Annotated in this window: 11 protein-coding genes; 8 read left to right on the plus strand and 3 right to left on the minus strand. The window is 62.2% G+C overall.

The window, feature by feature from the left end; translation table 11 throughout:
- Window positions 1-61 precede the first annotated feature (61 nt).
- Both PQQ96_RS10030 and PQQ96_RS10035 read right to left on the minus strand, forming a co-directional pair.
- Window positions 62-949: an amidohydrolase family protein gene (locus PQQ96_RS10030; protein WP_408291269.1), complete on the minus strand. Its 888-nt coding sequence runs from the start codon at window positions 947-949 to the stop codon at window positions 62-64.
- 11 nt (window positions 950-960) lie between these two features.
- Window positions 961-2,214: an MFS transporter gene (locus PQQ96_RS10035; protein WP_408291271.1), complete on the minus strand. Its 1,254-nt coding sequence runs from the start codon at window positions 2,212-2,214 to the stop codon at window positions 961-963.
- A gap of 180 nt (window positions 2,215-2,394) precedes the next feature.
- Here PQQ96_RS10035 and PQQ96_RS10040 point away from each other — a divergent pair, with 180 nt between their 5' ends.
- Window positions 2,395-3,288, plus strand: coding sequence for a LysR family transcriptional regulator (locus PQQ96_RS10040; protein WP_408291273.1), 894 nt, complete (start codon window positions 2,395-2,397; stop codon window positions 3,286-3,288).
- A gap of 37 nt (window positions 3,289-3,325) precedes the next feature.
- On the opposite strand, the gene PQQ96_RS10045 is transcribed toward PQQ96_RS10040, so the two are convergent.
- Window positions 3,326-3,919, minus strand: coding sequence for a TetR/AcrR family transcriptional regulator (locus PQQ96_RS10045; protein ID WP_408291275.1), 594 nt, complete (start codon window positions 3,917-3,919; stop codon window positions 3,326-3,328).
- Between the two features lie 119 nt (window positions 3,920-4,038).
- Here PQQ96_RS10045 and PQQ96_RS10050 point away from each other — a divergent pair, with 119 nt between their 5' ends.
- From PQQ96_RS10050 to PQQ96_RS10080, 7 genes are all read left to right on the plus strand, one after another.
- Complete coding sequence (locus tag PQQ96_RS10050) at window positions 4,039-5,097, plus strand: saccharopine dehydrogenase family protein (protein WP_408291276.1); 1,059 nt, start codon at window positions 4,039-4,041, stop codon at window positions 5,095-5,097.
- A complete protein-coding gene (locus tag PQQ96_RS10055) occupies window positions 5,084-5,845 on the plus strand; it encodes an isocitrate lyase/PEP mutase family protein (RefSeq protein WP_408291278.1) in 762 nt (253 codons plus the stop codon). Before PQQ96_RS10050 ends, PQQ96_RS10055 begins: the two co-directional genes overlap by 14 nt.
- A gap of 353 nt (window positions 5,846-6,198) precedes the next feature.
- Complete coding sequence (locus tag PQQ96_RS10060) at window positions 6,199-6,687, plus strand: MarR family winged helix-turn-helix transcriptional regulator (protein WP_408291280.1); 489 nt, start codon at window positions 6,199-6,201, stop codon at window positions 6,685-6,687.
- 290 nt (window positions 6,688-6,977) lie between these two features.
- Window positions 6,978-8,330, plus strand: coding sequence for an MFS transporter (locus tag PQQ96_RS10065; protein ID WP_408291282.1), 1,353 nt, complete (start codon window positions 6,978-6,980; stop codon window positions 8,328-8,330).
- A gap of 95 nt (window positions 8,331-8,425) precedes the next feature.
- Entirely contained in the window at window positions 8,426-9,862 is a 1,437-nt protein-coding gene (locus PQQ96_RS10070; RefSeq protein WP_408291284.1) for an amidase, read from the plus strand.
- Window positions 9,863-10,049: 187 nt separating this feature from the next.
- Window positions 10,050-11,144, plus strand: a complete 1,095-nt coding sequence (locus PQQ96_RS10075) for a porin (RefSeq protein ID WP_408291286.1) — start codon at window positions 10,050-10,052, stop codon at window positions 11,142-11,144.
- A 143-nt stretch (window positions 11,145-11,287) separates the two neighbouring features.
- On the plus strand, window positions 11,288-12,268 hold the full coding sequence (locus PQQ96_RS10080) for an ABC transporter ATP-binding protein (protein ID WP_408291288.1): 981 nt from the start codon (window positions 11,288-11,290) through the stop codon (window positions 12,266-12,268).
- Window positions 12,269-12,272 lie beyond the last annotated feature (4 nt).

Genomic DNA, 12,272 nt, shown 5'->3' on the forward strand with positions numbered 1-12,272 from the left:
CCGACGTTCAGCGCTCGCTGAACGGCACTGCAAGGTCCGGATCGTCGCCCGGTCGAGCGGCTTATTCGAATCGATAAAGCGTGCGTGCCGAGTTCGTCAGAATAGACTCGCGCTGCGCCACGTCCGGAACCCACTGATCGAGGGCCCGCCGGGTGGCGTCGTAATCGACGATGTGCTGATGCTGTGTATGCGGCCAGTCGCTGCCCCAGACCAGTCGATCGGGCGTGTAAGCGTCGAGAATCTGGCTCGTCAGGGCGATGCCCAACGCCGTACCGTCATCGGCCGTAGCACTCCGGTAAGCCGCCGACAGCTTTACCCAGACATGTCCTCTGGCAGCAAGCGAGAGCAGGTATTTAAAGCCCGGATCGTCAGCCGCGGTGCGTGGATCGGGGCGGCCGAAGTGATCGACGACCACGGTGCAGCCTTGCTCGAGCAGCGGCTCGACAACGGCGTGCAAGTCTCTCGCCTCACGGTGGACTTCGACGTGCCAGCCGAGCGCCTTGACACGCGCGAACAGCCGCTGCCAGTGGGGCGCAGTCAGTTGAGGAAGCTTCAAGCCGACGAGATTCAAGCGGATTCCCACCACGCCCGCGCTATCGAGCCGTGCGAGCTCGCTATCGGTGACCGCGCAATCCACGACCGCCACCCCGCGAAAGCGTCGCGGATAGCGCTTCGCCACATCGAGCAAAAAGGTGTTGTCCGTGCCGAGAAAGCTGGGTTGCACGAGTACCGCGTGCGAGACACCGTTCGACAGCAGGTGAGCGGCGTAGGCGTCGACCGTTGCGTCGTAATCCGGCGCGTGGCGACGCTGCGCCGCAAGCGGCAAGCCGCGCACGAACACATGGGCGTGCGCGTCGATTGCGATAATCCGGCTATCTTTGGCGTGGTACCACTGATCCGCTACCGTAGTGGCTTGCATCTGCATCGTTTGAATCTGTTCGTCGATCATGGGTTTCCCCCTTAGGCACGCGTCGCGGCGTTGGCCGCTACCGTCGCGATCCGGCGGTTCTTCGTTTCCGGCAGCATGAGCGCGGCCACGACCACGAGTCCGTAGGCAATACCGGCATCGATGCCGAGCGCTGAGCCGAGCGGCATCGAATTACCCATGTGTCCGACCAGCACCGGAAAACCTGCCGAGACGATCCGCCCGAAGTTGTAGCAAAAGCCCACACCGGTGCCGCGAATGCCTTGCGGATAGAGTTCGTTGAAAAGTGCGCCGAGCGTGGCGGGGATGCCCGCTGCAAAGAGGCCCAGCGGAAAGCTGAGGAACAGCATGGCGGTGTCTCCCATCGGCAGGAAGACGTAGAGGTTGACCGTCGCGATGCAGCACACGGCGAAGAGGATCACGTTGAGCCGGCGGCCGATCCGGTCCTGGAGCCACGCGCTCACGAAGCAGCCGCAGATGAACGCCGTGATGACGACGGCAAGATAACCGCCCGTGCCGAGCACGGACAGATGCCGCTCGGTCTTGAGGTAAGTCGGCAGCCATGTGGTGATGGCGTGATAGCCGCCGTGCGCGCCCACGCCGATCAGTGCGCCCACGATCGTCGTGCGGATCACCGAGCGGTCGAAGATGTTGGTTGCCGCGGGGAGGGCGTGCCTCGGCGACCCGGCAGGCGTGAGGGCTCTCGGTGGTTCGGCCACGTTACGGCGCAGATAAAGCACGAGCCCGGCAGGAATCACGCCGATGCCGAACAGCAGCCGCCACGCCCAATCTGGCGGCACGAACGAGAAAACCAGCGTGTACAGAAGCACCGCGCCCGCCCAGCCGAAACCCCACGCGCTCTGCACGATGCCCATCGCCTTGCCGCGATGCTCCGCGCGGATGGTCTCGCTCAGCAGCACCGCTCCCGCGGTCCATTCGCCGCCAAAACCCACGCCCTGCAACGCCTTGAGGACAAGCAACTGTTCGAAGTTCTGTGCAAAAGCGCTGAGGAAGGTGAAGAGCGAGAACCAGACCACGGTGATCTGCAGCGCACGCACGCGGCCGTAGCGGTCCGATAGCATGCCCGCGAGCAGTCCGCCCAACGCACCGGCGACGAGCGTTGCGCCCCCGATCAAGCCCGCCTGGCCCTTGCCGATGCCCCAGGTCACGAGCAAGGTCGGGATCACGAGGCTGAACAACTGCGTGTCCACGCCGTCGAGCGCCCATCCGGCAAAGCAGCTCCACAGGGTGCGCTTTTCCGGCGCGGATATGTCGCGATACCAAGTCATCGTTGTCTCCTGTCGACCAGAGTTGGCGCTTTAGTGCCTTACTCTGGTCCCATGCAACATGGTTGCTGAGTCTATTTTTCCGTGACGACGGTCACTCGCTGCATCGTCCGTGGAGGCATTCTAGCGAGCGATTGGATAAACATATATGATGAAAATGATCAATTTTCATATCGTTTTAATATGGACACGCGCAACCTGAAGTACTTCCTCGCCGTCGTCGATGCAGGCAGCGTCACGCGCGCCGCTGAGCGTCTGAACATCGCGCAACCCGCGCTGAGTCAGTCGCTCACGCGTATGGAGAAGGAACTGGGCGTCAAGCTCTTTAGCCGGACGCGGCGTGGTGCGGACCTGACCGCTGCCGGACTGGCGATCGTCGAGGATGTGCGGATGAGCGTCGCGAGAATCGACGCTGCCTCGCACCGTGCCCGGGAAATCGGTGCCCAACGAGCTGGGCGTCTGACCGTGGGTTTCGCGTCGGCGGCGCTGTTCGAAGTGCTGCCGCACGCAATCGCGGCCTTGCGCGCATCGGTGCCGGATGTCGAGTTGGTGCTGCGCGAGATGAGCAATGCCGAGCAGGCAAGCGCGCTCGAGAAAGGGGAAATCGACATTGGCTTGCTGCATACGCCGGTGGCGGTCGCGGGCAAGATGCGGGAGAAGTTGATCGCGCGGGAGCAATTGATCGCAGTGTTGCCGCAGACGTTTCCATTGGAGGCCGGCGCGAGTGTGTCTTTACGCGAACTCGCTGCGCACGGGCTCGTATGGTTTCCGCAAGGCCAGTTGCCTGGCGTTCGCGCGGGCATCCTGAGCGCATTCCGGCAAGCGGGTTGCGAGGTGGAGATCGTGCAGGACGCGAACCGGTCGCTGACCGTGCTCGCGTGCGTCGCCGCGGGGTGCGGTGTGTCGCTGCTGCCGCGTTCAGTGCGCGCGTTGCAATTTAGCGGAGTCAGGTTGTGCGAGATCGTCGACGGCGCCGCGTTGCCGCGTTTCGAACTCAGCGCAATCTGGCCAGCACGTGCGAGACAGACGCTCGCAGACCGTTTCGCGGAATTGATTGAGCCTTACCCTGCAACTTGAATGGCGTGGACGTATGGCTCGTGGATTCATGCGACGGTCACTTCCTGGTTCTTTTCGGGATCAGTATTTGCGCTAATTCCTGCAGGAACTGTACGGGCCCCTCTGCATGCAGTGCGCTCCCGCTGCTTAGTGCGCCGTCGATCATCGTTCCTAGCCGTAACGCAACAGTCTCGGGCTTATCGACGCGCAGGGCTCGCGCCAGATCCGCAAGTCGCCGCCGCAGTTCTCGCTTATGCGCCACCGCGACCTTGCGGGCGGGGTGTTTATCGTCCGCATATTCGGCGGCGATGTTGATCTGCGGGCAGCCGCGATAACCCGGTCGCGCAATGCGTTCACCAATCCATTGAAGTTGCGCGTCCAGTTCCTCACGCGGGGCACCCTTATGCTGTGCCGCAACCGCATCCCAATGTCGCCAGAAGTCTTCGTCCTCAAGGAGGAGGAAGGCTTCGATGAGGTCATCTTTTGTTCCGAAATGACGATAAAGGCTCGTCTTGGCGACACCCGCCTGCTCCACGATAAGGTCGACGCCAACCGCACGCGTGCCCTCTCGATAGAAAAGTTCGCTAGCGGTCCGCAGAATGCGCTCGCGCGTATTGGGTGCGAGTCCGCGTGCTTGTTCTCCCTTCTTCATTCAGGCTCAACCTCAAAGATTTCTTGTGCCGATAACACAGGTTTCAATCATAGCACTCGAAGATTGACGGCGCTACAGATCTGTATTATAAAACAAACCGTTCTGTATCGGATGGGGCCATGAACGATCGAATGACTGTTGCGGTTTACGGGGCCACAGGCCACACAGGAAGCTTTGTTGTCGCGGAATTAAAGCGGCGTGGCCTCGGCGTCGTCCGGATAGGGCGCGATGCCGCACGCTTGCGGGAAAGCAGTGCCGGTGACACGACGCCATGGCGCGTCGCTGCCATCGACGACCCCGAGCAACTCGACGCAGCGATCCGCGGCACGGACGCCGTCATTAACTGCGCCGGACCTTTTCTCGATACCGCGTTGCCGGTCGTCGATGCTGCGTTGCGCGCCGGTATTCCTTATCTCGACGTCACGGCGGAACAGCCCGCGCTCCAGGCGCTGATCGAGCAACGTGATACGAGCGCACGCGCTGCGGGGGTGAAGCTCATCCCGGCGGCGGCGTTCTATGGCGGACTTGCCGATTTGCTCGTCACGGCAACCGCTGACGCGGATAGGCCGCTCGACAGGGTCGATATCGCCATTGGCCTCGACAGCTGGCATCCGACGCGTGGAACGCGCCTGACTGGCGAACGCAATCGCGCAATACGGCTCATCCAGGAGGCGGGGCGACTGGCGCCTGTCCCGCAGCCCGCGCCCGAAGGTGTGTGGTCTTTCCGGCCGCCGTTCGGCAACATGGACGTGGTGATGCTCCCCTTTACGGAAGTACTCACCGTCTCGCGTCATTTGCGCATCGACACGGTCGAGTCCTGGTTCGCTCTTTCGGCCCTGCGCGACATTCGCGATCCCAATACGCCAGCGCCCCAGCCTCACGATGAGCAGGGACGATCGGCCCAACAATTCGTTGTGGACGTCGTCATCGTACAGAGCGGAACGACGCGCCGTGTCACGGCAACGGGACGCGACATCTATGCCGTCAGTGCACCGATCGTCGTAGAGGCGACTGAGCGGCTGCTGAGTGGCAAGGTCGCGCCGGGAGGGGGTGTCGTAAGTCTGGGAGAAATTTTTGATGCCCGGGATTTTCTCGCCGCGCTCGATACGGTGACGGTTTCCTATGGCGCAGTGTCCAGCCCGATATTTACAAGGAGCGACGAGCATGAGCAGCAATGACAAGGGTGCCTATTTTCGATCGCTTCATCGAGCAGGAAATCCGTTGATCCTGTTCAATGTGTGGGACGCCGGAAGCGCCGCCACCGTGGCCAAGGCAGGCGCCGTTGCGCTGGCTACAGGAAGCTGGTCAGTGGCCATGGCCAATGGTTTTTCCGATGGAGAGAAGATGCCGCGGGCGCTCGTCTTGGAGGTGCTCGCAAAGATCGCACGCGCGACGGATCTTCCGGTCACCGTGGACCTGGAAAGTGGCTATGGAGAAAGACTCGAGGACGTCGCCGACACGATAACGCTCAGCATCGAAGCAGGGGCAACCGGTTGCAACATCGAGGATAGCTTTCCTGTGACGGGTGCCTTGCGCGCTGTTGAGGACGCGGCCGCCCGTATCGCCGCGGCGCGAAGTGCTGCTGATCGCGCGGGGGTTGAGTATTTCATCAATGCGCGCACCGACGTATTCTTCACGCGCCCACCTGAAGAGCACGATAATCGCATGGTCGAGGAAGCGCTGGCGCGAGGACGGGCTTATGCAAAAGCGGGGGCCGACGGTCTCTTCGTGCCAGGCCTTCAGTCACCCGCCCTCATTCGCGAGTTGACGGCTGCTTCACCGCTCCCGGTCAACATCATGCGTCTGGCGGAAACGCCGTCCATCGCGGAACTCGCGAAAAACGGCGTTGCCCGAATCAGCCATGGTCCGTACCCGTACATGCTGGCGATGAAAGCGCTCGCGGCGGCCGCTCAGAGCGTCAGCTAGCGGATTCATCTACCAGTGTTCAAATCCGACTGACATCAGATAACGTCCCCGACCCTTGTGCGCTGTTTAGCGATTCGATCGGTTAAGAATGCCGATCGAATTGTGATGTACTGCGATGGCCCACGCCTGTCGGGGACGAATGACGAAATGGCCGCTTTGGAGCGCCGTATCGACACTCGTACAAACTAACTCACGGGCAGGAACGGGGCGACCTGAGACGGTCACCCATTCCGCACAGTCGCCAGTTTTCGCGCGGCAGGTGCGCCGACCCCGATTAGGGTTATCACTTTGTTGCTCGCATCAACTATTGCGTGCAGAATCTGTTGCATACCAACTGAGTGTCGGATGCGCCCATGTCAACGTCAGACCATCCCATCCTTGAATACCTGACGTTCCGGCTTGATCGGCTAAGCGAATTGAGCAAGGAAGCGGCTACGCAGTTTTACGAAAGCGAATTCGGCGTGTCGGTGCGCGACCTGCGTATCTTGCGTTTCGTTGCGCTTGAGCCGGGATTGACGCTGAGCCGGCTGATCGAATTGGCCATGCTGGAGAAGACGCTAGTTTCGAAAATCGTGAGTTCGCTGGTGCGGAGGGCGCTACTGCGCCGCGAGATCGGCGAATCCGACGCGCGCCAGATCAATCTCTTCCTGTGTGCCGAAGGCGAAACGCTAGTGCAGCGGACCTACGAGCGCGGCAATACGCTCGAAAGGCTGTTTCTCGCGACGCTGGGCGACGAGGAGTTGCGGGTCCTCAATGGCAGTATTGACAAGCTGACGACGCAGTTGCTTGAACATCTTGCAGCGCAGAAAGCCAAGGCGAACCAACTGAAAGACGTAGCCTGATCGGCCGTATTCGCGGCGCGTGCACGCTGTCTTCGATGGATTGATTCTTCCGGAGGTACCGCACCCCCGTCGAGAAAGCCGCGAATCCGGTCATTTCTCATATTCAGTAGTCCAAATCAGATGTATTGGATCAGCGATCTGGACGGCGGAAATCGAAAACCTGCTGTGTCTCCATCCGCATTTCCGGGAGGCCGGCGTGGCTGAGACGCTTGACGCATAGTGCGGCCGCAGCCCGCGACATGACGGGCTCAGCGCCTCGATGGGCGAGCCGCATACACTTGGGGGCACAAATGTCGATGCAATCGGGAAGCGCGAGAGGATGGATCGTGGTCGCGCTGCTGTTTTTTTTCATGATGGTCAACTACGCTGACAAGGCGGTGCTGGGGCTGATCGCCGTGCCGATGATGCGCGACATGAAGCTGACTGCTACGCAGTTCGGCTTGATCGGCAGTGCGTTTTATCTGCTGTACTCGCTCTCGGGTATCGGCTTTGGCGCGATCACGCGTTACGTGAAGACCCGGTGGCTGCTCACGCTGCTTGCGCTGATCTGGGCCGCGGTGCAGTTCCCAATGGCCGCGCCGGTGAGTTTCGGTACGGTGATCGTCTGCCGCGTGCTGCTCGGCCTGGGCGAAGGTCCGGCCTATCCAGTCGCGCTGCACGCTGCGTACAAATGGTTTGACGACCACAAGCGCAATGTGCCGACTACGCTGATTCAGATCGGCGCGGCGGCCGGCGTGGTGGTGGCCGCTCCTGCGCTGACCTATATCACCGATGCGTACTCGTGGCGGGCAGCCTTTTTCGCGCTGGGTGTGGTGGGGTTGATCTGGGTTGCGCTGTGGCTGGCGCTTGGCGCCGAAGGCGGCCAGACCAAGGCGCACCATTCGAGCGCGACAGCCGTAGAGTTGGACGGAGCGGCCGGGGAGGTGCGCTTTGTCAGCCTCCTGCTGGATCCCACGGTCGTCGGCGTGATGCTGCAATGGTTCCTCGCCTCGCTCGTCACCGTTATCGCGCTCGCATGGGGGCCAGTTTATATGCGCATGGGGCTCGCATATGGCGCCAGGGCAGCGGGGTGGATTTTCGGGTTGCAGGTCGCCGTGCAGATTCCCGTGGGCCTCGCCCTGTCCGTGGTGTCCCAACACCTGATCGGGCGCGGTGTGTCGACGCGCGTGGCCCGCGGCATGTTCTGCAGCGTGTGTTGCCTGATCGGCGGCCTCAGTTACGTCGCGCTGCTCACGGAGTTGCCGCATGGCGCGAAGGTCGCGCTGATGACGCTCGGTGGTTCGCTGATCATGCAGATCAATTCGTTCGGCCCGCAACTGATTGCGGAGATCACGCCCGAGAGGCAGCGCGGCACGCTGCTTGCGGTGGTGGTTTCGGTTGCCGGCATGGCCGGGCTCATTGCGCCCGTCTTGATGGGCTGGGTGCTCGACGCGATGGGCGGCGTGCACTCGAACGGCTATTCGATCGCGTTCGCTTCCATCGGTGCATTACTGATCGTTGCCGCAGCGCTCGGCATGGTGCTACTCGACCCGGGCCGCTCGAAGCGTCGCCTGAGTGCGTTGGTGCCACGCGACGACGCCGGCACTGGCACTGAATCGAAAGCGCTCATGGATTCCGAATCTGAAATCGCTGGCCTGTCGTGAGCTGAAAGGCGCATGCGGCCCATCTGCATCGCCCGCAGCTGATTCCAACCGGAGCTGCTACCCCCTAGGCTTGCTCCACTCGATGATCATTCAAGATGACAAACGCACTGTATGACCTGAGCGCCACCGCGCTACTCGAGCAATACCGCCGCAAGACACTTTCGCCGGTTGAAGTCACGCAGGCCGTGATGAAACGCATCGACGCGTGGGAGCCGCATATCCACGCGACCTACGCGCTCGACGCCGACGGCGCACTGGCGATGGCCCGCGAGTCCGAGGCCCGCTGGCAACGAGGCGAGCCCCAGGGGCTGCTGGACGGCGTACCCGTTACGATCAAGGAAAACATCGCCACGCGCGGCGTGCCAGTGCCGCTCGGCAGCGCGGCCACCGAACTGGTTCCCGCGGAAGCGGACGCGCCGCCCGCAGCGCGCCTGCGAGAAGCCGGGGCGGTCTTCGTCAGCAAGACCACGATGCCTGATTTCGGCATGCTTGCCGCGGCGCCTTCGAGCTTCCATCCGCTCACGCGCAACCCGTGGGATCTGACTCGCAATACCGGTGGTTCGAGCTCGGGCGCGGGCGCGGCGGCCGCGGCCGGCTACGGGCCGCTGCATGTGGGGACCGATATTGGAGGCTCCGTTCGGATTCCGGCGAGTTTTTGCGGCATCTTCGCACTCAAGCCGAGCCTTGGACGCGTACCAATCGACCCGCCCTACACCGGGCGGGTGGCTGGCCCGATGACGCGCACGGTGACGGATGCGGCACTGCTCATGAGCGTGCTTTCGCTGCCGGACGCTCGCGATCATATGAGCCTGCCCTATCAGGCGATCGACTGGATGCGTCTCGAGCGCGATGTGAATGGCCTGCGCATTGGGCTCTGGCTCGAACTCGACAGCGGCGTGCAGGTCGATCCCGAAGTGCGCGACGCGGTGCTCGCGGCTGCACGAGCCTTCGAGGCAGCCGGCGCGCGCGTCGAGCCGGTCAAGCCCTGGATCAGGCCAGGTATGCTCGAAAGCGTGGGCAGCTTCTTTTCGATGCGACTCCGCATGGACCTGGCCGCCTTCCCACCGGCGCGGCGCGACAGGGTAGCGCCCATCGTCACACGGGCGGTGGAGCACACTGTCGGTACGTCGGCCGAGCAGTTGTACCAGGCGCATGCCCAGATTTTCGCGTTGCGCGCGGCGACCGTGGCGGCCACGCGTGATTTCGATTATGTCCTGTCGCCAGTATTCCCGCAGCCCGCATTCGGCGCCGAGCAGACTCACCTGGAACTGGATTTGCAGGGTATCCATCCGGCCCAGCAGGTCGCTTTCACTACCGTCTTCAACTATTCCGAGCAGCCGGCAGCCTCCGTGAACTGCGGCTACACGGCGAGCGGCCTGCCAATCGGCCTGCAGATCGTCGGACGCCGTTTCGATGACCTCGGCGTGCTGCAGATCGCTCACGCCTGGGAGGCGATGCGGGGACCACAGCGGGCGTGGCCGCAACCGGCTATGGTCGAGGCGCTGGCGGATGGAGCGAGATCGTCGTCGTGACCGTATCGAGGCCGCCAGCGAGCGGCTGCGGGACCGCCGGCAAAACGGGGGCACGGGCAGGCGCGATAGACGTGTAGCCAGCGGCTGGTCTTCCTGTCTGCCAGTCGTGTCATTGGCTCGTGCACCCGATGTACGCTGGTCGTAAATGCAGTGACAACAATGTTCCAAATAAAATTAGGAGTATTGAATGAACGGCAGAGGAAGATTCGCATCACGGGCAGCGATGGTTTGTGTGGCCTCCGCGCTGCAGTTGACGTGCAGTCTCGCGCGAGCGCAGAGCAGCGTAACCCTGTACGGAAATCTGGACGTCGGGTTGCTGTACACGAGCAAGACGTACAGCGCGTCGACCAGGAAGGCGGGGCCTGACCAGTTTTCCATGGTCAATGGCGGCATGACGCCATCGATCTTCGGGATAACCGGCTACGAGGACCTCGGCGGCGGGACAAAGGCAATCTTCAAGCTTGAAAGTGGCGTCAACCTCGCCAATGGCGGCTTCCAGGATTCGAACGGTGGCCTGTTTGGGCGCGAGGCGTGGGTCGGATTGGCCAACCAGTACGGGCAGGTCAGAGCGGGGCTGCAGGAGTCTCCATTCTTCAAGGTGATGGAAGACTCCGACGTGCTGTCGTTCGGGTTGTTCGGCGGCCCCCAGGTGAACTACTCCGATAACGCATTCGCGACGGGTACTTTCGTCGCGAATGCGGTGACCTATATGAGTCCGAACCTGGCATGGTTCAAGGGCAGCGCCATGCTGGCGCTCGGAGGCGTGGCCGGCAACTTCCAGGCGGGGCGGCAGTATTCGGCCAGCCTCGAGTACAACACTGGCAGCTTCATGATCAACGCGGGTTTTTTCGACGGCAATGGCCTCACTAACGGGCTAAGTCTTACGAACACGTCGCTCGAGCCCTTCCTGGGCCGCACGCTTGGCATCGGCTTTTACCTGGGCGGCCTGACCGCGAAAGGCTCATTCACCAGCTACAAGGTGGCCCAATTCGTGAACTACGATGTCTATAACGGTGGTCTTCTTTATGCGGTTACGCCAGCCCTGTACGTCAATGGCGAGGTGACGGTGACGAGCGACCGCAACCATACCCAGAACCATTCGGTCATGGGCGAACTGGGCACGGAATACTACTTGTCTAAACGGACCTCCATCTATGGCGAGTTCGGCGTGGTGAACAACCGCGGACTGATTTATACGGGGCTCCAGGTGAACAACGCGCTCTACGCGCCGGCCAATGGCACGACGCTCGGTGCGGAGATCGGTATGCGCCACACCTTTTGACACATGATCTCGCGTAATGCAGGCCGTGCCGCCTCCCGCCATATCTTGACGACGTCCCGCCTCTGATAACATCTGGCGCGTTTCTGCCGGCATGGCTCGGCTGACGATACGCGTCGGCGCGTCGATGAATCAATGGAGATGGCATGTCTCAGATCGTGGTTGAGGGCCTCGCGAAAACCTATCGCATCGGGGAACGACAGCCCGGCATACTCGGCATGTTTCGCCGCCGCTGGCGCGAGATCGAAGCCCTCAAGGATGTCAGTTTCAGCCTGCAGCACGGCGAACTGCTCGGATTTATCGGCCCCAACGGAGCGGGCAAATCGACAACCATCAAGATTCTCTCCGGCATCCTGCGCCCCACTGCCGGTAAGGTCCTGATCGAGGGTCGTGTGCCGTTCGACAATCGTATTGCTCACGTTGCCCGTATCGGTGCGGTATTTGGTCAACGCAGTCAACTATGGTGGGACCTGCCCGTTATCGACGGCTTCGATCTGCTTCGCGATATCTATCGCGTGGAACCGGCAGCCTACCTGCGTACTCGCGATGAGCTGGTCGCCATGCTGCGACTCGAGCGCGTGCTCGATCAGCCCGTGCGTCAACTGTCGCTGGGACAGAGGATGCGGGCCGAGATCGCGGCCGCGCTGCTGCATGCCCCGCCGATCCTTTTCCTGGACGAGCCGACCATTGGGCTCGATGCGCCGTCGAAGCTTGCCGTGCGCGAGTTCGTCAAGACGCTGAACCGCGAGCGCGGCGTCACCGTGCTCCTGACCACCCACGACATGCACGACATCGAGGCGCTGGCTGAGCGGGTGATCGTCATCGGTCACGGTCGGGTGCTGGCCGATCAGTCGTTTGATGCGTTGCGCTCCGACGTGCTGGTCGATCGCCGCCTGCTGGTGGATTTCGCCGGTGAAGCGCCCGCAATCGCCATCGATGGCGCGCAGTTGCTGCGACGTGAAGGTCGTTCAGTAGAACTCGCCTTCGATCCTCGTGTCATCGGTGCGCCGGCGCTCATCGCGCGCATTGCGGCCGAACATGCAGTCGAGGACATCCGCGTCGAGCAGCCCGCGATCGAAGAGGTCATCGCCCGGTTCTACCACTTGCACGGCGCAGTCGAAGCCTGACCCG

It is taken from the genome of Paraburkholderia sediminicola (assembly GCF_046027825.1).
GTDB classification, from domain to species: domain Bacteria; phylum Pseudomonadota; class Gammaproteobacteria; order Burkholderiales; family Burkholderiaceae; genus Paraburkholderia; species Paraburkholderia sediminicola_D.